Genomic DNA, 22,765 nt, shown 5'->3' with positions numbered 1-22,765 from the left:
GACTTGACTAGTCAGGTTATCAGCACCGAAGTTCCCCGATTCGCTCCGTTCCCATGGTCGCGTCCGGCTCCTCGCCGGCTCCGCGGAGGACTCGTCCCTCGTCCGCCACTCCGCCCGCTCGTTCCCCGAACCGCTCCGTACTTGTGATCGCCCCGTTGACCGTTCCCCGCTCTCCCGCCATCAACGCGCAGAAGTCGTCGAACAGGCTTGCGGAGTCGTGCGGGCCGGCCGCGGCCTCCGGGTGGTACTGGACGCTGAAGGCCGGGCGGTCCAGCAGCCGCAGCCCCTCGACGCAGTCGTCGTTGAGGTTGACGTGGCTGACCTCCGCCGGGCCGTACGGCGTGTCGAACACGCCCTCCAGCGGTGCCCGCACCGCGAAACCGTGATTGTGCGCGGAGATCTCCACCTTGCCGGTTCCCCGGTGCTGTACCGGCTGGTTGACACCTCGATGGCCGTAACGCAGCTTGTAGGTGCCCAGCCCCAGGGCACGCCCGAAGAGCTGGTTTCCGAAGCAGATGCCGAAGAACGGGACACCCGCGTCGAGGACCCCGCGAAGCGCCTTGACCGGTCCGTCGGCGGTGGCGGGGTCGCCGGGGCCGTTGGAGAAGAACACCCCGTCCGGACCGAGCGCGAGGATCTCCTCCGTGGTGGCCGAGGCCGGCAGCACGTGCACCTCGCAGCCGCGCTCGGCCATCCGGTGCGGCGTCATCGCCTTGATCCCGAGGTCGACCGCGGCCACGGTGAACCGCCGCGCGCCGATCGCGGGCACCACGTACGGCTTGGCGGTGGAGACCTCCCCCGCCAGGTCGGCGCCCTCCATCAGGGGGCTGCCCAGCACCCGCTCCAGCAGCTCCTCGACCGGCGCCAGAGCCTTGCCGGAGAAGACCCCGGCCCGCATCGCTCCCCGCTCCCGCAGGTGACGGGTCAGGGCGCGGGTGCCGGGAATGGCGATGCCGACGACGCCCTGCTCCCTGAGGTAGTCGTCCAGGGAACGGTTGGAGCGCCAGTTGGAGGCCACCCGGGCCGGCTCGCGGACCACGTAACCGGCCACCCACACCCGCGAGGACTCCGGATCCTCGTCGTTGACCCCGGTGTTCCCGATGTGCGGCGCGGTCATCGCGACGATCTGGCGGTGGTACGACGGATCGGTCAGCGTCTCCTGGTAGCCGGTCATCCCCGTGTTGAAGACCATCTCGCCGAAGGTCTCGCCCTCGGCGCCGTAGGGGGTCCCGTGGAAGACACGTCCATCTTCCAGCACTAGCACTGCGGTCACTCACACACCCCGATCATCTCGGCTCCAGCTCCGCAAAGTATGAAATATCTGGCACATCGATTCGCCGTCGCCGCACCGAGCGGGACGCCCCCACGTCCCGGTGCGGGAAGGCGAAGGTATCCGACGCCCGGCGCGCGAAGGCGAGGAGTCCTCACGTGAGCTTCCCGTCCAGGACCGTCGGCCTGCCGCGCAGGAAGGTCGCCACGACACGGCCGGGCAGGGTAAGGCCCTGGTAGGGGGTGTTGCGGCTCTTGGAAGCGTAGCCCGCCGGGTCGACCGCGGCGCGCACCGCCGGGTCGTAGAGGGTGAGGTTGGCCGGCGCGCCGACCTCGATCGGCTGCCCGTGCCCTCGAAGCCTGCCGATCCTGGCCGGGGCGCAGGACATGCGCTCGGCGACACCGGCCCAGTCGAGCAGCCCCGTCTCCACCATCGCCTCCTGGACCACCGCGAGCGCCGTCTCCAAGCCGATCATGCCCATGGCGGCGGCGGCCCACTCGGTCTCCTTGTCCTCGACCGGGTGCGGGGCGTGGTCGGTGGCCACGCAGTCGATCGTGCCGTCGGCCAGAGCCGCGCGCAGCGCCTCGACGTCGGCGCGGGTGCGCAGCGGCGGGTTCACCTTGTAGATCGGGTTGTAGGAGCCGACCGGGGAGTCCTCGACGAGGTCGTCGGTCAGCAGCAGGTGGTGCGGGGTCACCTCGGCGGTGACGTCCCAGCCTTTGGACTTGGCCCAGCGGATGAGCTCCACCGAGCCCGCCGTGGAGACGTGGCAGATGTGCAGGCGCGAGCCGACGTGCGCGGCCAGCAGGCAGTCGCGGGAGATGATCGCCTCCTCGGCGACCGCGGGCCATCCGGTCAGGCCCAGCCTGCCGGAGACCGCGCCCTCGTTCATCTGCGCGCCCTCGGTCAGCCGCGGCTCCTGGGCGTGCTGGGCCACGACGCCGTCAAAGGCCTTGACGTACTCCAGCGCGCGGCGCATGAGCACCGCGTCGGAGACGCACTTGCCGTCGTCGGAGAAGACCCGGACCCGGGCCGCCGAGTCGGCCATCGCGCCGAGTTCGGCCAGGTGCTCGCCGCCCAGGCCGACCGTGACGGCTCCGACGGGCTGCACGTCGCAGTAGCCCGCCTCCTGGCCCAGGCGCCAGACCTGCTCGACAACGCCTGCGGTGTCGGCGACCGGGTCGGTGTTGGCCATGGCGTGCACGGCGGTGTAGCCGCCGAGGGCGGCGGCGCGGGTGCCCGTGGTGACGGTCTCCGCGTCCTCACGTCCCGGCTCGCGCAGGTGGGTGTGCAGGTCCACCAGGCCGGGCAGGGCGATCAACCCCTCAGCCTCGACGGCCTCGACGGTCCCGCCGTCGCTCAGCCCCTGGCCGATCTCCACCAGGAGACCGTCGCGGATCAGGATGTCGACGGGCTCTCCGCCGAGGATCCTGGCGCCCCTGATGACGATGCCGTCACGCGTGGCCCCGATGCGGTCGTTCATCAGATCTCTCCCCCGAGGTCGGCGCCGCCAAGCAGCAGGTACAGAACGGCCATGCGTGCGGTCACCCCGTTGGCGACCTGCTCGACGATCGTCGAGCGCGGCGAGTCGGCCACCTCGGCCGCGATCTCCATCCCCCGGTTCATCGGGCCGGGGTGCATCACGATGGCGTGGTCGGGCATCCTGGCGACGCGCTCGCGGTCGAGCCCGTAGCGGCGGCTGTACTCCCGCTCGGTGGGGAAGAACGCCGCGTTCATCCGCTCGCGCTGCACGCGCAGCATCATCACCACGTCGGACTTGGGCAGCATCGCGTCGAGGTCGTAGGAGACCTCGCACGGCCAGGAGTCGACGTTGACCGGGAACAGGGTCGGCGGGGCGACCAGGGTCACCTCGGCGCCGAGGGTGGCCAGCAGCAGCACGTTGGAGCGGGCCACCCTGCTGTGCAGCACGTCACCGACGATGGTGACCTTCCTGCCGTCCAGCGAGCCCAGGCGGCGGCGCATGGTGAAGGCGTCGAGCAGGGCCTGGGTGGGGTGCTCGTGGGTGCCGTCACCGGCGTTGACGACGCTGCCGCGCACCCAGCCGGCCAGCCGGTACGGGGCGCCCGAGGCGCCGTGCCGGATGACGACGGCGTCGGCGCCCATCGCCTCCAGGGTGAGCGCGGTGTCCTTGAGCGACTCGCCCTTGGAGACGCTGGAGCCCTTGGCGGAGAAGTTGATGACGTCCGCCGACAGGCGCTTGGCCGCGGCCTCGAAGGAGATCCTGGTCCGGGTGGAGTCCTCGAAGAAGAGGTTCACCACGGTGCGGCCCCGCAGGGTGGGGAGCTTCTTGATGGAACGTTCCGAGATCTTCGCCAGCTCGTCCGCGGTGTCCAGGATGAGCAGGGCGTCGTCACGGGTCAGATCGGCCGCCGAGATCAGGTGCCGCTTCACCGGCCGTCCTCCTTCAGCAGCAGGACCGCGTCGCGGCCGTCGTTCTCCTCCAGGTAGACCTTGACGCTCTCGGACTTGGAGGTCGGCAGGTTCTTGCCCACGTAGTCGGGGCGGATGGGCAGCTCGCGGTGGCCGCGGTCGACCAGGGTGGCGAGTTGCACGGCCTGCGGGCGGCCCAGGTCGTTGAGCGCGTCGAGCGCGGCACGGACCGTGCGGCCGGAGTAGAGGACGTCGTCGACGAGGACGACGGTCCTGCCGTCGATACCGTCGGCGGGCAGTTCGGTGCGGCCCAGCGCGCGGGCGGGACGCAGGCGCAGGTCGTCTCGGTACATCGTGACGTCGAGGGAGCCGACGGGCACGGAACGGCCCTCGAACTGCTTGATGTGGGCGGCCAGGCGGCGGGCCAGGTGGACACCGCGCGTGGGGATGCCCAGCAGGACGACGTTCTCGCCGCCCTTGGTCCGTTCAAGGATCTCGTGGGAGATGCGGACCAGGGCCCGGTTGATATCGGGCTGCTCAAGAACGGCGCGCGCACCGCTCAGCGCATGCGAAATGGCATCGGTCAAGGAGTAACACCACCTTTCCCGCCTCACGGGACGGGTCTTAAAGGAAGTCAGCACTCTTACGTTACCAGCCGCTCGACGGCTCGCCCTGACCGGACCCTGACCGGCCCCACCTCGGCGGACGCCGGACACCCGCCCCAGCGATCTTCCCAAAAGTGAATAAATATCGTGATCTTCACTGACTTCCCATGGTTCTGGCGGGTATGCGCTTTAGGTCCGTACCAACGCGAGGTATGGCGAGCGCGCCCACGGGGTCCGGGGCGCCGCCCTCCCGACTCTCTCGTCACCAGCCGCGAAGGAAGAGAAATGGCCTTTCACGTCGACTCCGAGGTCGGCCGGCTCCACCAGGTCCTGCTGCATCGGCCCGAACTCGCCCTGAAACGGCTCACGCCGTCGAACAAGGACGACTTCCTCTTCGACGACGTGCTGTGGGTGCAGCGCGCCGTGGAGGAGCACGAGGAGTGGCAGAGACTCCTGGTCGACCAGGGAGTCACCGTCCACATGCTCTCCGACCTGCTCCATGAGACCGTCGAGATCCCCCAGGCGCGCAAGCACATCCTGGACGGCATCGCCGACGAGCGCTACTTCGGCCCGATGGCCGTCGACGCCATCCGCAACGCGCTGGACTCGATGGACTCCACGATGCTTCAGCGCTATCTCACCGGCGGCATCACCAAGCGCGAACTGGTGGACATGGGCACCGATCCCAAGAGCCTCGCCTTCCACACGCTCAGGCCGGACGACTTCGTCCTGCCCCCGCTGCCCAACCACCTGTTCACCCGCGACACCTCCTGCTGGATCTACGGCGGCGTCTCGATCAACGCGATGAGAAAGAAGGCCCGCCGCCGCGAGACGGTCAACATGGAGGCGATCTACCGCTACCACCCCGCCTTCGCCTCCGGCTACGACCGGCCCGAGGAGGGCGGCTACCACGTCTGGATGCCCGGCATCCCCGCGGCTCCGGCCACCATCGAGGGCGGCGACGTACTCGTCATCGGCCAGGGCGCGGTGCTGGTGGGGATCAGCGAGCGCACCCAGCCGCAGGCTGTCGAGATGCTCGCGCGGAGCCTGTTCGCGAAGGGCGCCGCGACGAGGATCGTCGCGCTGGACATGCCGAAGGCGCGGGCCTTCATGCATCTGGACACGGTCATGACCAACGTGGACGTCGGGGTGTTCACCAAGTTCGCGGGGCTGGGCATGCTGCCCTCCTACACCGTCGAGCCCGGCGACAACGAGAAGGAACTCAAGATCACCGACCATCCCCCCGAGGACATGCACAGAGCCATCGCGCGGGCGATCGGCCTGGACGACATCAAGGTCCTCAGCGCGACACAGGACGTGTACGCCTCCGAACGGGAGCAGTGGGACGACGGCTGCAACGTGCTGGCCCTGCGACCCGGCGTGGTCGTGGCCTACGAGCGCAACACCACCACCAACAACCACCTGCGCCGCAACGGGATCGAGGTCATCACGATCCGGGGCAGCGAACTCGGCAGGGGCCGGGGCGGCCCGCGCTGCATGAGCTGCCCGCTGGAACGCGACGGCGGCTGAGCCCTTCCGGGAGCCGGGCGGACCGCCGCCACGAAACGCCGATCCACACCTCCGGCCGGACGGGACCGTCGCACCGGGTATTCCTCCCGGCCACCTTGTCGAAGATCATACTCTGGTCGCCGCACCCGAAGATGATGTTGCCCCGAATCCCCCAGAAGAAGCCAGCATCCGGCGAAAATCCCGTAAAAACTAGAGGTTTCGCGATGCACGGTAGGACAACTACCGCGTTTGAGGCGGACCACATCGGACCGGATTCGACATCTTTTTTCCAATCAGCTTGACCTTAGGCGCCCACAGCTTTACCGTCACTGTCCGTAACCACACCTCGTGGCGTTATCGGGTGAACCCTGACGCACCGGTCACCGAAGACGCCTACCCCGGGCGCCAACCCGGTGACCGGGGCATAAGTTGCGAGGTAGCACAATCAAGTTGAGAGCAGTACATACAGAGCCGGGGGGCCACACCATGCCGTCTGAGTACGCCAAATCGCTGGGTGCACGACTCCGCGCCATTCGCACCCAGCAGGGCCTGTCCCTGCACGGAGTCGAAGAGAAGTCCCGCGGGCGCTGGAAGGCGGTCGTCGTGGGCTCCTATGAGCGTGGCGACCGTGCCGTCACCGTGCAGAAGCTTGCCGAGCTGGCTGATTTCTACGGGGTGCCGGTCTCGGAGTTGCTGCCCGGAGGGGCTGCTCCCAGTCCTCTGGGCCCGACACCGAAACTTGTGATCGACCTTGAGCGCCTTGCCCAGCTCCCCAAGGAGAAGGCCGGCGCGCTTGCCCGCTACGCGGCCACCATCCAGAGCCAGCGTGGTGACTACAACGGCAAGGTGCTGTCCATCCGCCAGGAGGACCTCCGCTCCCTTGCCGTGATCTACGACAAGTCCCCCAGCGAGCTCACCGAGGAGCTCATCGGCTGGGGCGTCCTGGACCCCGAGGCGCGCCGCGCCGTCGAGTCCTTCTGACCGTCTGACCGGTCGTGGGTGCGCCGGAACCGGCGTGCCCACCCCGCTCTAAAAATCTTGCTCTCAGCAGAACGTTAGCTTCATTCCGCCCCGGCCCACGGCCACTGTGGTAGGAAAAGGCAAACATTCGATTGGCGAGACACGGTGGACATGACTTCGGGAGATGATCGGCTCGATCACTCTCGACCGCGCTCAAAAAGCCGTCTCCACTCGGTCATGGTGTCGCTGGGATCGACCAGGACGCGCACCTTCCTGCGGTTGCTGGCATCGATCGGCACCACCAGGACCCAGGACACCCTGAAGCTGCTGCCGTTCGTCGTCATGGCCGTGGTGGCCGTGATCGACTTCGGCTCGGGCCCCACGTCCGGCCTCCTCCCGCTGCTCGCCCTCGGCCCGGCCTTCGCCAGTGTGGCCTGCGGCCTGGCCCGCACCACCGTGATCGGCGTCGTCGCCCTGATGCTGTGCGTCGCGCTCGGCCTCTACAACGACATCCTCTGGACGCCGCGTACCAACATCACCATGTTCGCCATCCTCGGCGTCACCGTGGCCAGCGTGCTGGCCAGCGCCGGGCGGCTGCGCCACGAGCGCCAGCTCGCCGACGTGCGCTCGGTGGCCGAGGCCGCCCAGCGGGTGCTGCTGCGCCCTGTGCCCCGCCGCGCCGGTCCCGGCATAGGCGTGGCCGTCTCGTACACCTCCGCCACGGCCGAGGCCAGAATCGGCGGTGACCTGTACGAGGTCGTCACCACCCCGCACGGGGTCCGGATCATCGTGGGAGACGTGCAGGGCAAGGGCCTGGAGGCCGTGGAGACCGCGGCCGTGGTGCTCGGCGCCTTCCGCGAGGCGGCCCACGACGAGAAGAAGCTCCAGGGCGTCGTGGCCCGGCTGGAGAAGGCACTGACCCGCGAGTTGTCCGGCGAGCAGTTCGTGACCGCCGTACTGGCCGAGATCCGCGGCGGTTCCACCATCGCCGTCATCAACTGCGGCCACCCCCCGCCCATGGTGCTGGACGCCGAGGGCACGATCTGGTTCGCCGACCCGCCGGACGAGGCCCTGCCGCTGGGCATGAGCGCACTACAGGCCAGCAAGCCGCAGCCGCACCACATCCCTTTCGAGCCGGGGGACCAGGTCCTCTTCTACACCGACGGGGTCATCGAGGCGCGCAACGGGTTCGGCGAGTTCTACCCGCTGCCGGAGCGGGCGCACCTGCTGGACGGTGAGGACGACCCTCAGGGGTCGCTGGACGCTCTGCGCGCGGACCTGCTCCACCACGTGGGCAGACCGCTGGGCGACGACGCCGCCATGCTCCTGCTGCGCCACCGCGCCGTCCAGGAGAACTCCTCCGCGGCGTAGACCGCCTCGGGGCCTGCCCGCCACGGCCGGTCGGACGGCGCCCCGCCGCGTCGTCGCCGGTCACCGCCGCCGGTCATCAAGGCATGCCGCGACACCGTCTGAACCAACCGTCTGAACCAACCGTCTGACCAACCTCGCCACGGCGAGATCCGCCGGAGGGGACCTAACCCGCCAGCGGGACGTGGCCCGGGAGCACGGGTTGCGCCGGCACCCCGAGCAGGTTCTCGACCTCGATGACGAAGCGCTCCGCCTCGGAGATGAGCTCCTCGGCGTCTCGCGACGACACCGTGCGGGTCAGCCCCGCCTCGGCGGCGGCCCGCTTGGCCGCGCTCGTCTCGAAGTAGGGCGCCCACTCGGCCAGCCGGGGCTCGGCCTCGGGGAGCAACTCCCAGGCACTGCGCAGCCTGCGCCTGCGGCCCTGCATGGGACGGGGGCGCGCGGCCAGGACGGCGGCGGCCGCCCTGAGCGCCGCGAGGTGGGCCGCGACGTAACGAGCGGCGGAGGTCCGGGCGGCGGCGGCCTCTTCGAGACAGTCGCGCGCGTCTGTGAGGTGCGCCCGCACCGTGGGGGACAGTCGGGGCCCACCGGAATCGCCGAGCCGAGGGGTCATGTGCGTCAGCCTCCTTGGTCACAAGCGGCTCCCGGCGTTTTCACCGGCGGTGTCAACATTCGCAGACCCCACCGACAAATCCACCGGGCGGCCGGACGAGGAGCTTCCCCTCTCCCCGCCCGCCCCGACCTGGGCCCGATCGTCTCCTCCGACGACGTGGATCCGGCCGACCACCCTGGACACGGGCTGCGAGCCCCGCGTCATTACATCGAACATAAATTCGACCACTAATACTGTCAAGTAAAACAGCGAACAAAAGTTCGATCTTCTGATATGACAGACATGACGGAGGCCCCGGGAGATCTCCGTCTCCCCGGGCCTCCGCTCGCCGAGCGCCGATCCGCCCGCCGGTTCGCCCGCTCCGCCGCGCTACCGGGCGAACCTGCCTCGGACATGCACCGGCACCCCGGTGCCGAGCAGGCCGGGAAGGACCTCCGCCACGTGCATCGGCAGCCGGACACAGCCGTGGGAGGCGGGTGCCAGCGGCACCGACAGCGCGCCGTGGAAGGCGATGCCGCCGTTGAAGAAGATCGGGTTGTAGAGCTGGCCCAGGTAGGACTTGTGCCAGCCGTCCCTGCGCCAGGTGGTCTTGTAGTCGCCCGTCGGCGTGCGGGCGTCGCCGCAGAACCGCTGGGTCTTGCCCTCCCAGGTGGCCGTCTCGCAGTAGGCGATCCCACTGCCCGAGGAGGTGTGGCTGATCAGCCGCACCGCGCCGTTGACGTAGAGGACCATCACCTGGGTGGTGAGGTTCACCTCCACCCGGGTCGGCTTACCCCCGGGGACGAGCACCTTCGGCGCCAGCGGACTCTCCAGGGCCTGCCAGGTCCTGCGCGCCACGGTGCTGGTCGGCGAGATGCCGTTGACCTTCTGGAAGGCCCAGATCGCGGTCAGGGTCGCACCGCCGTAGCGGCCGTCGATCCTGCCCGGGGCGTAGCCGAGCTCGGCCAGCCTCTCCTGGAGCACCTTCACCGTGGCGCCCTTCGCGCCGAGCCTGAGCGTCTTGCCCGGTGCGACGAACCGGGACGCCTCGGTCCTCGTCGCGACGGCCGGCGCGGCCGAGACCGCGGCCCGTGCCTCGGCGACGCCCGCGGAAAGGGTGACGCCCGCGGAAGAGAGGAGCACGGCCCCCGCCGTCATCAGCGCGGCCGCTCCCAGCCGCTGTCCAACCCCCACTTTCCATCAACTCCTCATATCACTATGGATCAGGTCAAGGGACCATAGCGCACGGGTTCCCCGTGCAAGTGACCGGTTATGAAGCGGAAATCAACGGTCAACCCGTTTAGAGTGGCCAGGTGCCAGAAAAGTTGCATCCGAACGTTGAGAAAGTCGCCACCGTGCTCCGTGAGCACGGCGTCCCCGGCGAGATCGTCACCTTCGCCGAGGCCACCCCGACCGCCGCCAGCGCCGCCGCGCAGCTCGGCTGCGAGGTCGGCGCCATCGCCAACAGCCTGATATTCGATGCCGACGGCGAGCCGCTCCTGGTTCTGACCAGCGGCGCCCACCGGGTCGACACCGACCTGATCGCCAGGACGGCCGGTGTGGCGAAGGTGAAGCGCGCCGATCCCGCCTTCGTGCGGGCGGCCACCGGCCAGGTCATCGGCGGCGTCGCCCCGATCGGCCACCCCGCCCCGGTCCGGACGCTGGTCGACACCTGGCTGGACAAGTACGACGTCGTCTGGGCCGCCGCCGGCCACCCGCACACCGTCTTCCCGACCTCCTTCGACGAGCTCGTCCGCATCACCGGCGGGGTCCCCGTCGAGGTCGAATGACCGCGATCCGGCGGTGAGCACGGCACGGCGCTCCCGCCACCGGCGCTGACCCGCGTCATGTCCTCCCTGCTAGGGTGCGACGCGTGATCGGACTGCGACGGATCGGCCCCGACGAGTTCACGCTCCGGTTGGACGCGGTCCTTGACGTCTACACCAAGGCGATGAACCCGCCCGCCGACCAGATCGCCGGTCGCAAGGCGATCATGGGAAACCACGCCACCAACCCGGCCTTCACCTGCCTGTTCGCCGAACTCTCCGACGGCACCCCGGTGGGGATCGCCTACGGTTTCCACGGGGTTTCCGGCCAGTGGTGGCACGACGTGGTCCGGCGGGCCCTCGCCGAGAAGCACGGCGAGGGCAGCGCCCGCGGCTGGCTGGGCGACGCGCTGGAGCTCGCCGAGATCCACGTCCACCCCGACTACCAGGGCAAGGGCATCGGACGGTCGATGATCATGGGCATCTGCGCGGGCCGCCTGGAGCGCACCGCCGTGCTGTCCACCCGCGACCGGCCCACCGCGGCCCGGCACCTCTACCGGAGCATCGGCTTCGTGGACCTGCTCACGCAGTTCGTCTTCCCCGGCGGGCACGAGCGCTACGCGATCCTCGGGGCGGTCCTCCCGCTGGACGGCTGAGCCGCCCAGCGGGTGCCCCTCTCGCTCAGCCCCCCAGCGAAGGGGCCCTCGGCGTGTGGTCGAGCGCCTGGAAGACCTCGCGGGTCGCGCTGGAGCGGTTGAAGGTGATGAAGTGGATGCCGGGCGCGCCCTCGTCGAGCAGGGTCTGGCAGAGCTCGGCGGCCAGCTCGATGCCCAGGCTGCGCACGGCGGCCGGATCGTCGGCGACGGCCGCGAACCTCTCGGCCACCTCGGGCGGGAACGGCGCGCCGGAGAGCTGCTCCGACCTGGCGATGGTGCTCATCTGCGTGACGGGCATGATGCCGGGGATGATCGGCGTGTCACAGCCGCTGGCCGCCACCCGGTCACGGAGCCGCAGGTAGTCGTCCGCGCGGAAGAACATCTGGGTGATCGCGTAGTCGGCGCCCGCCCGGCACTTGCGTACGAAGTACTCGGTGTCGGACTCGATCGAGCGCGACCTGGGGTGCTTGTAGGGGAAGGCGGCCACGCCCACGCAGAAGTCGCCGGACTGGCGGATGAGCCTGACCAGTTCCTCGGCGTACAGGACGCCCTCGGGGTGGCGCACCCACTCGCCCGTCACGTCGCCCGGCGGGTCGCCCCGCACGGCGAGGATGTTGCGGACGCCCGCCCCGGCGAACCGGCCGACCAGGTGGCGCAGCTCGCGGATGGAGTGGTTGACGGCCGTGAAGTGGGCGACCGGGGTCAGCGTGGTCTCGTGGGCGATCCGCTCGACGATGTCGACGGTGCGGTCGCGGGTGCTGCCTCCGGCACCGTAGGTGACGGAGACGAAGGTGGGGTGCAGCGCCTCCAGCTCGCGGACGGCACGCCAGAGATGGCGCTCTCCCTCGTCGGTCTTCGGAGGGGAGAACTCGAAGGAGAACGAGTGGGCACCGGCGGCGAGGAGTTCGCGGACGGTGGCGACACGATCTGGAAGAACGGACGGGCGACCCAGAGCCATGGGGCAAGGATACTGGCCCGGCCGCTCGGATGCCCGATCAGATCACGGCCGCCTACAGGACGATCTCCACGCGAAACAACCGTTCTTCTAGATCGAAATATCCCCTTGGACCGTTAATCTCATTACTTGACCTCCTCCTGCCGCCGAAGCCGGGGGATCCCAACTTTCATAGATTGGGTTTCCTGACTCATGACCAGTCGCGAGAAACCCGGAGGTGTCGTGTCTCGCACCGGCCCCGCAACCGTTCCGCCGCTCCGCCGCCCCGGCGGGAAGGCCCGTGTCGACCATGCGTACGGTGGTCTGGGTGTCATCACCGCCGGACACGGTGCCAGGGCGTGCGGCACCGCACCGCGTTTCCTCCCCAGAGCTGAAGCCCAGGGTCTCCATACCGGAGGTATTCGATGATCACTTCTGCAACCGCGCTGGACATGATCCGGTCCGAGGTGGACCACGCTCTCCGGCGGTTCGTCGAACAGCAGCGTCCGCAGGTCAGTGCTCCAGAGCTGGCCCCTCTTGTCTCCGCTGCCGAGGACTTCCTCGCGGGCGGCAAGCGGCTGCGCCCCGCCTTCTGCTACTGGGGCTGGCATGGTGCGGGCGGAGGCGACGACCCCGCGCTCTTCTCCGCGGCCGCCTCCCTTGAGCTGCTCCAGGCAAGCGCCCTGGTGCACGATGACGTGATGGACGCCAGCGACCTGCGCCGGGGCATGCCCTCGGCACACCGCAGGTTCGAGGAACTGCACAGAAAGGCGGGCTGGCACGGCTCCGCCGAGCAGTTCGGCGAGGGTGCGGCCATTCTGCTGGGCAACCTGATGCTCATCTGGTCCGGTGAGATGTGGCGCAACAGCGGCCTGCCGGCCGCCTCGCTGGCGGCGGCGCAGAAGGTGCACGACGACATGCGCACCGAACTGATGTGCGGCCAGTATCTCGACCTGCTGGAGCAGGCGCACGGCGAGGGCACCTTCGACAGTGCGCTGCGGGTCGCCCTCTTCAAGAGCGGCAAGTACTCCGTGGAACAGCCGCTCCGGCTCGGGCTGGTGCTGGCCGCCCAGGGCAGGGAGCCCTGGATCGACCGGCTCTGCGAGGAGTACGGGCGGTCCGTGGGCATCGCCTTCCAGCTTCGCGACGACATCCTCGGCGTGTTCGGCGACCCGGACGAGACCGGTAAACCGGCCGGCGACGATCTTCGCGAGGGCAAGCGGACGATGCTCATCGCCCGCACGCTCGCCGCCGCCTCGGCCTCCCAGGCACAGGTGGTACGCGCCACGCTCGGCGACCCGGATCTGGACGAGGCCGGGGTGGACCGGCTGCGCCGGATCATCGAGGAGACGGGGGCTCTCGTGGCGTGTGAGGACCTGATCAAGGAGTACCTGGAGAACGCCCTCGATTCGCTGGAGGGCGCCCCGATCCGCCCCGACGCCCGGGCGGCCCTGGCCGACCTCGCGGTGGCCGCCACCTCCCGGCGCACCTGAACCGCGCGCCTGACCCGCGCACGGGCCGGCGCGCACCGGTCCGGTGCACGAGCCGGCGCCGTGCTCGGCGTCCCGTCCGCCCAGCCGGAGACAGGCTCCCGCCGGGCGGAAGGACTTCAGACGGAGGCCGCCAGCCTCCGCTTGAACTCCTCCGCCGCCGCCTTGGGATCGTCGGCCTCGGTGATCGCCCGCACCACCACGACCCGGCGCACCCCATGGGAGACGACCTCGTCCAGGTTGGTGAGGTCGATGCCGCCGATGCCGAACCAGGGCCGTTCGGTCTCCAGGGCCGCGGCATGCCTGAGCAGGCCGGGGCCCGGAGCGTGCCTGCCGGGCTTGGTGGGCGTCGGCCAGATCGGGCCACAGCAGAAGTAGTCGACGCCGGGCTCGACCGCCGCGGCGGACGCCTCCTCGGGGGCGTGAGTGGAACGCCCGATGAGGATGTCGTCGCCGAGCATGTCGCGCACGATCGGCACCGGCAGATCGCCCTGGCCGAGGTGGAGCACGTCGGGGCGGATCGCGTAGGCGATGTCGGCCCTGTCGTTCACGGCCAGGAGCTTGCCGTGCCGGTCGCAGGCCGCACGGAAGACGGCGAGGAGATCGAGCTCCTCGCGCGCCTCAAGACCCTTCTCGCGTAGCTGCACGATGTCGACCCCGCCCGCCAGGGCGGCGTCGAGGAAGTCCGCGAGATCTCCCCGGTCACGCCGTCCGTCGGTGCACAGATACAGACGGGCGTCAGAAACCGAGGGCTTGGGCACGTCTCTTCACTTCCGTGTGGCGGCCCGCCACGATCGCGTCGACCGGCGAGCCCGGCAGCGTGTCGTCGGGGGTGAAAAGCCAGCGGAGCGACTCGACGTCGTCGTATCCGGCGTCGAGGAGCACCGTGAGAGTGCCCGGCAGCCCCTTGACGACGTCCGCGCCGGCGAGGAAGGCCGCGGGGACCTGTGGCTCGCCACCGCCCCTGCGCACTCCGATGAGCTTGCGGTCCTTGAGAAGTTGCTTGGCGCGACCGGCGCTCAGGTTGAGCCTTCTGGCAACCTCGGTCAGGGTGAGCCACTCGCCCACCAACTGGTCGGTCTCCCGGTCGATCTGCGCAACAGAAAGCGTCACGAATCCACCACTACCACATCGAGCCCTTCGCCAAACACCTGGCGGCGAGGTTACGCCACCGTACAGTCGCGCAACGCTATCGCAGGGTCGGCGAGGCGATTGACGTCGAGGCGCCGTCCGCCCTCGATGAGGCGGCGCCCCTGGACGAGGTCGCGGGGGCGGTTGACCGAGAGGACCGCGGCGAGCCGGTCGTCCTCGGTCACCCAGCACACCGCCCACCTGGTGTTTCCCTCGGCCTCCGGGTCGCCGCGCCGGATCAGGCGGGCGCCGTCGTGGTACCCGGCGTACTGGACCATGTGGCCGAACTGCTCGGACCAGAAGTAGGGGACCGGATCGTAGACGGCGACGTCGCCGACGAGCGTGGCCGCGGCCACGTCCGGGGCGCCCAGGGCGGTGTCCCAGTGCTCGACGCGGAGGCGCACGCCGTAGCGGCGCGACCACCAGGCCGCGCAGTCGCCCACGGCGACCACTCCGGGCAGCGAGGTGCGCAGGTGCTCGTCGGTGACCACGCCGTTGTCGAGCCGGATGCCGGAGCCGACCAGCCACTCGGTCGCGGGCCGCACGCCGACGCCCGTGACGACCACGTCGGCCTCGACCGCGGAGCCGTCGGCCAGGGTGAGCCCCCCCTGGTCGACCGAGGCGACCATGGTGCCCAGGCGCAGGTCGACGCCGGCCTCCGCGTACCAGGCGGCGGTGTACGCGCCGACCTGGCCGAGCGCGGCGGACAACGGGACGTCGGCGGCCTCGATCACGGTCACGGCGCAGCCCGCCTTGCGGGCGGCGGTGGCCACCTCGGCGCCGATCCAGCCCGCGCCGATCACGGCGACCCTCGTCCCCCTGCCGAGCAGGGAACGCAGCCGGAGCGCGTCGTCGATGGTGCGCACCACGTGCTGTGAGCCGTCCCCGCGCAGCCGGATCGGGCGCGCGCCGGTGGCGATGACCAGGCCCTCGTAGGCCAGCTCGCCCTCGGTGGTCTCGACCACGCCGGGGTGGAGCCCCTTCGCGGAGACGCCCGCGCGGAAGTCGACCTCAAGCGCGTCGAGGTCGGAGTCGACGACGGTGGAGTCGGTCTCGCCGAGCAGCACCCCCTTGGACAGGGGTGGACGGTCGTACGGTCTGTGCCGCTCCTCCCCGATCAGCGTGATCCTGCCGCCGAACCCGCGGGCCCGTAACGCCTCGACGCTGCGTACGCCGGCCAGACCGGCGCCTACCACCACGACATGATTCACACTTCCCGACCATAAGCGTCAGCACCGTACTCCTACCAACGGTCGTTGATAACGAAAACGGTATTTACCTCACATCTGACGCTCTAAGCGTGTTGCCGGACCCCTTAGGGTTGGGGGGAAGACGCGCGGGAGCCCGGAACGCACCGGGCTGAGAGGAGGGCCGCGGAGCGACGAAGGACCCGGCGCGAGCCAGGTGGTGTGCGAGGAACGGATCCGCACGGCACCGGTGAGCGAGGTCCGGAGGCGACCGCGAGCGGGCCCTCGACCGCCACGAACCTGATCCGGGTCATGCCGGCGAAGGGAGCGGAGTACGTATGGCGGACCATTTCCACCTCCTCGTCGTCGGCGGGGGGGTGATCGGACTGTCGGTGGCCTGGCGTGCCGCCGGCCGGGGCCTGAGGGTGGCGGTGGCCGACCCCGCGCCCGCCTCCGGCGCCTCGCACGCGGCGGCGGGCATGCTGGCCCCGGTCAGCGAGGTCACCTACACCGAGGAGCCGCTGCTGCGACTGGGCCTGGCCTCCCTGGAACGCTGGCCCGCCTTCGCCGCCGAACTGGCGGACGCGAGCGGGCACGACCTCGACCACCGCACCGACGGCACCCTCGACGTCGCCTTCGGCTCGGACGATCTGGCCGCGCTGGACGATCTCGCCGCCTTCGTCGCCAAGCTGGGGTTGCCCGCCGAGCGGCTCACCGGCCGCGAGTGCCGCCGTCTGGAACCCATGCTGGCCCCCGCGGTCCGCGGCGGCCTGCTGGCGGGCGGCGACGCCTGGGTGGACCCCAGGAAGGTCACCACCGCGCTCCTCACCGCCCTGGAGCGGGCGGGCGGCACCCTGGTGCGCGCCCGCGTGGCCGGGCTGCTCACGGCCGCCGGAGCGGTCACCGGGGTACGGCTGGCGACCGGCGAGAGTGTCGGGGCCGAGCAGGTGATCCTCGCCGCCGGCGCCTGGTCGGGCTCCCTGCCGGGGATGCCGCCCGAGGCGCTGCCCCCGGTTCGGCCGGTCAAGGGCCAGATCATGCGGCTGCGCTCCCCCGTGCCGATCCTGCGGCGATGCGTGCGCGGGGTCGTGCACGGCTCGAACGTCTACCTGGTGCCACGCGGCGACGGCGAGGTCGTCCTCGGCGCCACGCAGGAGGAGATGGGCTTCGACACCCGTGTCACCGCCGGTGGGCTGTGGGAGTTGCTGCGCGACGCGCGGGAGCTCGTTCCCGGCGTGACCGAGCTGGAGGTGGCCGAGGTCGCCGCGGGACTGCGCCCCGGCACCCCGGACAACCTGCCGCTGATCGGTCCCACGATCGTGCCCGGTCTGCACATGGCCACCGGGCACCACCGGGGCGGGGTGCTGCTCGCCCCGCTCACCGCCGACCTCTGCTCGGGCGAGACCGACCCGGAGCTCTCCTCGATCTGCTCACCCCTCCGCTTCCAGGAGCACCCACCGCAGGAGCTGTCATGAACGTGACCATCAACGGCGCCGCGCACGAGTTGCCCACCGGGGCGACCGTCGCGCAGGCCGTGCAGCGGCTGACCGGCATGCGGAGCGGGGTGGCCGTCGCGGTGAACGACGAGGTCGTCTCGCGCGGCGCCTGGGAGGCCACCGCGCTCGCGGAGGCCGACAGGGTCGAGGTGCTCACCGCGGTTCAGGGAGGATGAGGGGCATGGTGGACGATCTGATCATCGGCGGCGAGAAGTTCTCCTCCCGTCTCATCATGGGCACCGGGGGCGCCCCGTCCCTGGAGATCCTGGATGCGGCGCTCGCCGCCTCGGGGACCGAGCTGACCACCGTCGCGATGCGGCGGCTCGACCCGGCCGCGCGGGGCTCGGTGCTCGACGTGCTGCGCCGGCGCGACATCAGGGTGCTGCCGAACACCGCGGGCTGCTTCACCGCCGGGGAGGCCGTGCTGACCGCCAGGCTGGCCAGGGAGGCACTGGAGACGAACTGGGTGAAGCTTGAGGTCATCGCCGACGAGCGCACCCTGCTGCCCGACCCCATCGAGACCTTCGACGCCGCCGAGCGGCTGGTCGCCGACGGGTTCGTGGTGCTGCCCTACATCGGCGACGACCCCGTGCTGGCACGCAGGCTGGAGCAGGCGGGCTGCGCGGCGGTGATGCCGCTGGGGGCGCCCATCGGTTCCGGCCTCGGCATCCGCAACCCGCACAACATCGAGCTGATCGTGGAGTTCGCGAGCGTGCCGGTGATCCTGGACGCGGGGATCGGCACGGCCAGCGACGCGGCACTGGCCATGGAGCTGGGCTGTGACGCGGTTCTGCTGGCCACCGCGGTCACCCGGGCGCAGCGTCCGGAGCTGATGGCGCAGGCCATGCGCTCGGCCGTCGCGGCGGGCCGGGCCGCGCGCCTGGCCGGGCGGATACCCCGGCGTCGCTACGCGGAGGCCTCCTCCCCTCTTCATCGATAGAAAACGACCACGTCTCGGCATCGGTTTGGGATTCAGGGACCCTGTCGGCGTCAAATCGCCCGTAAACTCGGCCACGTGGACACGACGCTTACGGACCCCCTGGTCGGGAAACTCCTCGACGGGCGTTACCGCGTTGAGTCCCGGATCGCCCGGGGCGGAATGGCGACCGTCTATCTGGCCCTGGACATCCGGCTCGACCGCACTGTCGCCGTGAAGGTGATGCACCGCTCGCTCGCCGAGGACCCCGCCTTCGTACGGCGGTTCATCGGCGAGGCCAAGTCGGTGGCGAGCCTGTCGCACCCCAACGTGGTGCACGTCTTCGACCAGGGCACGGATGGCGACAACGTCTACCTCTCGATGGAGTACGTGCCGGGCCGGACCCTGCGCGACGTGCTCCGCGACCGTGGCAGGCTGCCCGCCCGCGAGGCACTGGAAGTCATGATCCCGGTGCTCGCCGCGCTGGGCGCCGCCCACCAGTCGGGCCTGGTCCACCGGGACGTCAAACCGGAGAACGTGCTGCTCGCCGACGACGGCCGGGTCAAGGTCGTGGACTTCGGCCTGGCCCGCGCGATCGAGGCGACCAACCAGACGCGCACCGGCGTCATGATCGGCACCATCGGCTACATGTCCCCCGAGCAGGTCACCTCGGGGGCCGCCGACGCCCGCAGCGACGTCTACGCGGCCGGCATCATGCTGTTCGAGCTCCTGACCGGCCGCCAGCCGTACGAGGGCGACACCCCGATGTCGGTGGCCTACCGGCACGTACACGACACGGTGCCGGTACCCTCCGCGCTGCTCCCCGGCTCTCCCCCGCTGCTCGACACCCTGGTGGCCAGGGCGACGGCCCGCGATCCCGCGAACCGTCCCGCGGACGCCACCGCGCTGCTGGTCGCCGCCGTCGACGCGCACCGGATGCTGCCCAGGGAGAGCGGCCCGGTGCCGTCCGTCCCCGTCGGGCCGCCACACGCCCACGAGACCGTCGTGTCCGCACCGTCCGCACCGTCCGCACCGCCCGCACCGGCCAACCACACGCTGATCCAGCCCCGCGTCGAGTTGCCCACCGGCCCGGTGGGCGACCAGCCACCGCCCGTTTCCACGACGCGCAAGATGTCCGGCGCCCGCTGGTTCCTGCTCGCGCTGGCCGTGGTCATGGTGATCGCGGTGGGGGTGACCGGCTGGCTGTTCTCGCAGAACACCACCATCGTGGTGCCCTCCACCCTGGTGGGCAAGAACATCACGGTCGCCACCAGCGAGGCCAGACAGCGCGGCTTCACCGTCGAGGAGGGCGAGGCAGAGCACGACGAGAAGGTGCCCAAGGGCAACGTGCTCCGCACCGATCCCGTGGCGGGCACCGAGGCCGAGCCGGGCAGCAAGCTGATCCTGATCGCCTCGGCCGGCCCCAAGCGGGTCGCGGTGCCCAACGTGGTGGGCATGACCGAACCCCAGGCCAGGAGCAGGCTGGCGGAGGCCTCACTGGTCGTCGGCAAGGTCAGGAGGCAGCCCAGCGAGACCGTGCCGCGTGACCAGGTGATGCGGACCGTCCCCGCCGTGGGAAACCCGGTCAAGGAGGGCAGCAAGGTCGATCTGGTCGTGAGCGCGGGCCTGGTCATGCCGGATGTCCGGGGCATGCCCCGCGACCAGGCGGACGGGGTGCTGCGCGGGGCGGGATTCGCTCCCGAGTTCGTCGAGCAGACCGACGCCGCCCAGCCGTGCACGGTCATCGCCCAGGACCCCCAGCCCAAGGCCGAGGTCGACAAGGGCGCCGTGGTCCGGCTGACCCTTTCGCAGTGCGCCAGCGAGTGGCACTGGCCCTGGGAGAACAACGGCGAGCAGCCTCCCGGCGACGGCGGCAACGTCGTGGTGATCCCGAACATCGTCTTCAAGGACTTCAGGGCGGCGCGCGACGAGCTGCGCGCCGCGGGGGTCACGGTGAAGCTGAGGCGGACCCTGGGCAAGGGCAGGGTGCTGGCCCAGACCCCGCCGGGCGGCCAGACGGTCCCGGCCGGCACCGAGGTCACCATCTGGTACTGACGGCCGGGCCTGGCGGGCTCGGCACCGGGTCCCGGCGAGACGGATCTCCGTGCTCCGGCCGGTACCGGCAGCCGGGCACGGGACGAACCTCCGGGTGCTCAGCCTTCGGCCAGGAAGCCGTGCAGGCGGATCCTGGCGAGACCGCCGTCGGGGTGGATGTCCACCCTGGCGTACGCGGCCTCGGGCGCGTCGGTGATGCGGAAGCGGTGCCGGGTATCGGGCAGCAGGCGGGTCCTGGGCAGCAGCGGGAACCAGGTGACGCCGTCCGCGCTGCCGGTGACGGAGACCTCGGCGGGAGCGTTGAACACCAGGTTGGTGGTGTCGATCTCGGCGAGCCTGACGATCCCGGGCCCCGCCAGACGGATGACCAGCCAGTCGTTGCCGCCGCCGCGGCGGCGGGCGGTCTCCCAGCCCTCGGCCTGGTGGCGGGCGAGGCCCGGGGAGATGGCGTTGTTGGGCGAGGAGTAGAACTCGTTGGAGCAGGCGGTGACGAGCGCGCCGTTCTCCAGCGCGGCCAGGTCCAGGCCGAGTCCCTCGTACACCGACAGGTCGGGCCTGATCTCGCCGTGCACCCGCAGCCTGGCGACGCCCCCGTCGGGGAACATGTTCAGCCGCACATGGGTGTAGCGGCGCTCTCCGGACACCTCGAAGAAGTGCTCGGCGTCCCCCCTGAGGTCGCTCATGGGCACGATCTCCACCCAGTCGGCCGTCTCCAGTTCGGCGACCGTCGGATAGCCCTCGGCCTCGCACGCCTCGACGGAGGCGTGCGGCGGGTAGTTTCCCTTGAACCAGGCGGTGTCGATCACGACACCCCGGACCACCCCGGGCATGCCGAGCCTGACCAGGGCCCAGTCGTGGCCGGGCTCGCGCCGCCTGCGGGTCTCCCAGCCGTCGTAGACCTGGCCCTTGGCGCCGAAGGTGTGCGGGCGGAAGCCGGGGCGCCCCGGCCTGATGAGGCTCTCCTTCTCCGCGAAGGACTCGTCGTTGGCCGCGATCACCGAGCCACCGAGGGCGCGCAGGGCGAGGTCGGGCAGTGCGGTGAACTCGATCAAGGAGAGAACCTTTCTCACGAGGAGCGGAATCCTGGCCGCCGGATCGTTCCGCGGGAGCGCTAAAGCAGGACGCCCCTGAAGTCCTTCCGCACGGCCCGGCCGCGCAGCCAGGTCGTGCGGACCGCGCCGGTGAGCGTCCTGCCGTGATAGGGCGTAACCGGGTTCCTGTGGTGCAGCCTGGCGACGTCCACGGTGTGGACGGCGTCGGCGTCGAAGGCGACCAGGTCCGCGTCGGCGCCCTCGACGATGGCGCCCTTGCCGCGCAACCCGGCCAGTTCGGCCGGGCGGGTGGCCATCCAGCGCACGACGTCGCCCAGACCGTGCCCGCGCCGCGCCGCCTCGGTCCAGACCGCGGTCAGGCCGAGCTGGAGGGAGGAGATACCACCCCAGGCGGCGGCGAAGTCGGGCACCTTCAGGTCGGGGGTGGAGGGCGAGTGGTCGGAGACGACGCAGCCGAGCACCCCGTCGGCGAGCCCGCGCCAGAGCTCGTCGCGGTTGGCCGAGGAACGGATCGGCGGGCAGCACTTGAACTGGGTGGCGCCCTCGGGCACCTCCTCGGCCACCAGCGTGAGGTAGTGCGGGCAGGTCTCCGCGGTGAGCCTGATCCCCTCCTGCCTGGCCCTGGCCAGCGGTTCCAGGCAGAGCGCGGACGACACGTGCAGGATGTGCGCCCGCACCCCGGTCTCCGCGGCCAGCGCGGCGACCCGCTCGACGGCACGGCGCTCGGCCTCCCCGGGGCGGGAGTCGAGGAACTCCGGATACCGCGGTCCCACCGGGTCCGCGAGCAGCGCGGGGTCCTCGGCGTGCACGACCAGCAGGCCGTCAAAGGAGGCGATCTCCACCATGGCCGCCCGCAGCCCGTCCGTGTCCAGCGGCGGGAACTCCTCCACCCCCGACGGGGACAGGAAGCACTTGAACCCGCGCACACCCGCCTCGTGCAGCGCCCTCAGGTCCGCGACGTTGCCGGGGATCGCGCCGCCCCAGAAGGCGACGTCCACCGCGCACTGCCCGTCCGCGGCGCTCCTCTTCACCGCCAGGGCGTCCGCGTTCACGGTCGGCGGCAGCGAGTTGAGCGGCATGTCCACGATGGTGGTCACCCCGCCCGCCGCGGCGGCCCGGGTGGCGGAGGCGAACCCCTCCCAGTGGGTCCGGCCGGGCTCGTTGACGTGCACATGGGTGTCGACGAGGCCCGGCAGCAGCGCGACACCGCCGAGGTCGACCTGCTCGGCGGCGTTCAGCTCGGCGTCGTGGGCATGCACCCCGACGATCTTCCCGTCCCTTACCGCGACGGCCGCCGGTCCCTCCTTCCCGGGCAGCACGGCCCGGCGGGACCGGATGACCAGATCCAGCACGTCCTCAGCCCTCGCACTCATCGGCTCTCCGTTCC

General features: G+C 70.7%; 22 protein-coding genes. 10 read left to right on the top strand and 12 right to left on the bottom strand.

Annotated elements, in window-relative coordinates:
- Positions 1-19 precede the first annotated feature (19 nt).
- The 4 genes from carA to pyrR all read right to left on the bottom strand — a co-directional run bounded on the left by carA (position 20) and on the right by pyrR (position 4,248).
- Entirely contained in the window at positions 20-1,273 is a 1,254-nt protein-coding gene (carA, locus tag ABZU75_RS05475) for a glutamine-hydrolyzing carbamoyl-phosphate synthase small subunit (protein WP_355549793.1), read from the bottom strand.
- A gap of 151 nt (positions 1,274-1,424) precedes the next feature.
- The gene (locus tag ABZU75_RS05470; protein WP_355549791.1) at positions 1,425-2,753 is read right to left on the bottom strand and encodes a dihydroorotase; all 1,329 of its coding nucleotides are present in this window, start codon (positions 2,751-2,753) and stop codon (positions 1,425-1,427) included.
- The gene (locus ABZU75_RS05465; RefSeq protein WP_343979617.1) at positions 2,753-3,682 is read right to left on the bottom strand and encodes an aspartate carbamoyltransferase catalytic subunit; all 930 of its coding nucleotides are present in this window, start codon (positions 3,680-3,682) and stop codon (positions 2,753-2,755) included. Before ABZU75_RS05465 ends, ABZU75_RS05470 begins: the two co-directional genes overlap by 1 nt.
- Entirely contained in the window at positions 3,679-4,248 is a 570-nt protein-coding gene (pyrR, locus tag ABZU75_RS05460; protein ID WP_350924424.1) for a bifunctional pyr operon transcriptional regulator/uracil phosphoribosyltransferase PyrR, read from the bottom strand. Before pyrR ends, ABZU75_RS05465 begins: the two co-directional genes overlap by 4 nt.
- Before the next feature lie 303 nt (positions 4,249-4,551).
- Between pyrR and ABZU75_RS05455 the strand changes: the two genes are divergently transcribed.
- The 3 genes from ABZU75_RS05455 (at position 4,552) to ABZU75_RS05445 (ending at position 8,106) form a co-directional block, all read left to right on the top strand.
- Positions 4,552-5,796, top strand: coding sequence for an arginine deiminase (locus ABZU75_RS05455; RefSeq protein WP_355549787.1), 1,245 nt, complete (start codon positions 4,552-4,554; stop codon positions 5,794-5,796).
- A 465-nt stretch (positions 5,797-6,261) separates the two neighbouring features.
- Positions 6,262-6,756: a transcriptional regulator gene (locus ABZU75_RS05450; RefSeq protein ID WP_030910010.1), complete on the top strand. Its 495-nt coding sequence runs from the start codon at positions 6,262-6,264 to the stop codon at positions 6,754-6,756.
- Positions 6,757-6,972: 216 nt separating this feature from the next.
- Positions 6,973-8,106 carry a PP2C family protein-serine/threonine phosphatase gene (locus tag ABZU75_RS05445; protein WP_355549785.1) on the top strand — a complete coding sequence of 378 codons (1,134 nt, stop codon included), beginning with the start codon at positions 6,973-6,975 and terminating at the stop codon, positions 8,104-8,106.
- Positions 8,107-8,269: 163 nt separating this feature from the next.
- On the opposite strand, the gene ABZU75_RS05440 is transcribed toward ABZU75_RS05445, so the two are convergent.
- Together ABZU75_RS05440 and ABZU75_RS05435 are read right to left on the bottom strand one after the other, a co-directional pair.
- Positions 8,270-8,716 (bottom strand): SAV_6107 family HEPN domain-containing protein, encoded by a 447-nt coding sequence (locus tag ABZU75_RS05440; protein WP_355549782.1) that lies wholly within the window; start codon positions 8,714-8,716, stop codon positions 8,270-8,272.
- Positions 8,717-9,085: 369 nt separating this feature from the next.
- Complete coding sequence (locus ABZU75_RS05435; RefSeq protein ID WP_350924416.1) at positions 9,086-9,889, bottom strand: L,D-transpeptidase family protein; 804 nt, start codon at positions 9,887-9,889, stop codon at positions 9,086-9,088.
- A gap of 119 nt (positions 9,890-10,008) precedes the next feature.
- Here ABZU75_RS05435 and ABZU75_RS05430 point away from each other — a divergent pair, with 119 nt between their 5' ends.
- Both ABZU75_RS05430 and ABZU75_RS05425 read left to right on the top strand, forming a co-directional pair.
- Positions 10,009-10,485 carry a YbaK/EbsC family protein gene (locus ABZU75_RS05430; RefSeq protein ID WP_355549779.1) on the top strand — a complete coding sequence of 159 codons (477 nt, stop codon included), beginning with the start codon at positions 10,009-10,011 and terminating at the stop codon, positions 10,483-10,485.
- Between the two features lie 83 nt (positions 10,486-10,568).
- Positions 10,569-11,117 (top strand): GNAT family N-acetyltransferase, encoded by a 549-nt coding sequence (locus ABZU75_RS05425; RefSeq protein WP_350924414.1) that lies wholly within the window; start codon positions 10,569-10,571, stop codon positions 11,115-11,117.
- Between the two features lie 25 nt (positions 11,118-11,142).
- On the opposite strand, the gene metF is transcribed toward ABZU75_RS05425, so the two are convergent.
- Positions 11,143-12,075, bottom strand: a complete 933-nt coding sequence (gene metF / locus ABZU75_RS05420; RefSeq protein ID WP_350924412.1) for a methylenetetrahydrofolate reductase [NAD(P)H] — start codon at positions 12,073-12,075, stop codon at positions 11,143-11,145.
- Positions 12,076-12,476: 401 nt separating this feature from the next.
- Here metF and ABZU75_RS05415 point away from each other — a divergent pair, with 401 nt between their 5' ends.
- On the top strand, positions 12,477-13,544 hold the full coding sequence (locus tag ABZU75_RS05415; protein ID WP_355549776.1) for a polyprenyl synthetase family protein: 1,068 nt from the start codon (positions 12,477-12,479) through the stop codon (positions 13,542-13,544).
- A gap of 116 nt (positions 13,545-13,660) precedes the next feature.
- On the opposite strand, the gene thiE is transcribed toward ABZU75_RS05415, so the two are convergent.
- The 3 genes from thiE to ABZU75_RS05400 are packed head-to-tail and all read right to left on the bottom strand — an operon-like array spanning position 13,661 to position 15,883.
- The gene (thiE, locus tag ABZU75_RS05410) at positions 13,661-14,302 is read right to left on the bottom strand and encodes a thiamine phosphate synthase (protein ID WP_350924408.1); all 642 of its coding nucleotides are present in this window, start codon (positions 14,300-14,302) and stop codon (positions 13,661-13,663) included.
- A complete protein-coding gene (locus ABZU75_RS05405; RefSeq protein WP_326638209.1) occupies positions 14,280-14,654 on the bottom strand; it encodes an Rv2175c family DNA-binding protein in 375 nt (124 codons plus the stop codon). Before ABZU75_RS05405 ends, thiE begins: the two co-directional genes overlap by 23 nt.
- A 50-nt stretch (positions 14,655-14,704) precedes the next feature.
- Complete coding sequence (locus ABZU75_RS05400) at positions 14,705-15,883, bottom strand: FAD-dependent oxidoreductase (RefSeq protein ID WP_350953493.1); 1,179 nt, start codon at positions 15,881-15,883, stop codon at positions 14,705-14,707.
- Positions 15,884-16,197: 314 nt separating this feature from the next.
- On the opposite strand from ABZU75_RS05400, the gene thiO reads away from it, so the two are divergent.
- The 4 genes from thiO to pknB all read left to right on the top strand — a co-directional run bounded on the left by thiO (position 16,198) and on the right by pknB (position 20,326).
- Positions 16,198-17,334, top strand: a complete 1,137-nt coding sequence (gene thiO / locus ABZU75_RS05395) for a glycine oxidase ThiO (RefSeq protein WP_355549772.1) — start codon at positions 16,198-16,200, stop codon at positions 17,332-17,334.
- Positions 17,331-17,531 (top strand): sulfur carrier protein ThiS, encoded by a 201-nt coding sequence (thiS, locus tag ABZU75_RS05390; protein WP_355549770.1) that lies wholly within the window; start codon positions 17,331-17,333, stop codon positions 17,529-17,531. Before thiO ends, thiS begins: the two co-directional genes overlap by 4 nt.
- A 5-nt stretch (positions 17,532-17,536) precedes the next feature.
- Positions 17,537-18,295: a thiazole synthase gene (locus tag ABZU75_RS05385; RefSeq protein ID WP_343979663.1), complete on the top strand. Its 759-nt coding sequence runs from the start codon at positions 17,537-17,539 to the stop codon at positions 18,293-18,295.
- 75 nt (positions 18,296-18,370) lie between these two features.
- Entirely contained in the window at positions 18,371-20,326 is a 1,956-nt protein-coding gene (pknB, locus tag ABZU75_RS05380; RefSeq protein ID WP_355549767.1) for a Stk1 family PASTA domain-containing Ser/Thr kinase, read from the top strand.
- A 98-nt stretch (positions 20,327-20,424) separates the two neighbouring features.
- Here pknB and alc read toward each other — a convergent pair whose 3' ends face one another.
- Both alc and allB read right to left on the bottom strand, forming a co-directional pair.
- A complete protein-coding gene (gene alc / locus ABZU75_RS05375; RefSeq protein WP_355549765.1) occupies positions 20,425-21,378 on the bottom strand; it encodes an allantoicase in 954 nt (317 codons plus the stop codon).
- A 59-nt stretch (positions 21,379-21,437) separates the two neighbouring features.
- On the bottom strand, positions 21,438-22,751 hold the full coding sequence (allB, locus tag ABZU75_RS05370; protein ID WP_355549763.1) for an allantoinase AllB: 1,314 nt from the start codon (positions 22,749-22,751) through the stop codon (positions 21,438-21,440).
- Positions 22,752-22,765: the final 14 nt, after the last annotated feature.

The organism is Streptosporangium sp. NPDC005286, from assembly GCF_040607515.1.
GTDB lineage: Bacteria > Actinomycetota > Actinomycetes > Streptosporangiales > Streptosporangiaceae > Streptosporangium.
The sequence above is the reverse complement of the archived record's forward strand: the minus strand, read 5'-3'. Positions and strand labels throughout refer to the sequence as shown.

Bases quoted from the DNA above. Each gene is read 5' to 3' on its own strand.
- ABZU75_RS05455 (WP_355549787.1), top strand. From the start codon at position 4,552: ATGGCCTTTCACGTCGACTCCGAGGTCGGCCGGCTCCACCAGGTCCTG.
- thiO (WP_355549772.1), top strand. From the start codon at position 16,198: ATGGCGGACCATTTCCACCTCCTCGTCGTCGGCGGGGGGGTGATCGGA.
- allB (WP_355549763.1), bottom strand. From the start codon at position 22,751: ATGAGTGCGAGGGCTGAGGACGTGCTGGATCTGGTCATCCGGTCCCGC.
- ABZU75_RS05445 (WP_355549785.1), top strand. From the start codon at position 6,973: ATGGTGTCGCTGGGATCGACCAGGACGCGCACCTTCCTGCGGTTGCTG.
- ABZU75_RS05440 (WP_355549782.1), bottom strand. From the start codon at position 8,716: ATGACCCCTCGGCTCGGCGATTCCGGTGGGCCCCGACTGTCCCCCACG.
- metF (WP_350924412.1), bottom strand. From the start codon at position 12,075: ATGGCTCTGGGTCGCCCGTCCGTTCTTCCAGATCGTGTCGCCACCGTC.
- ABZU75_RS05450 (WP_030910010.1), top strand. From the start codon at position 6,262: ATGCCGTCTGAGTACGCCAAATCGCTGGGTGCACGACTCCGCGCCATT.
- ABZU75_RS05470 (WP_355549791.1), bottom strand. From the start codon at position 2,753: ATGAACGACCGCATCGGGGCCACGCGTGACGGCATCGTCATCAGGGGC.
- ABZU75_RS05385 (WP_343979663.1), top strand. From the start codon at position 17,537: ATGGTGGACGATCTGATCATCGGCGGCGAGAAGTTCTCCTCCCGTCTC.
- thiS (WP_355549770.1), top strand. From the start codon at position 17,331: ATGAACGTGACCATCAACGGCGCCGCGCACGAGTTGCCCACCGGGGCG.
- ABZU75_RS05415 (WP_355549776.1), top strand. From the start codon at position 12,477: ATGATCACTTCTGCAACCGCGCTGGACATGATCCGGTCCGAGGTGGAC.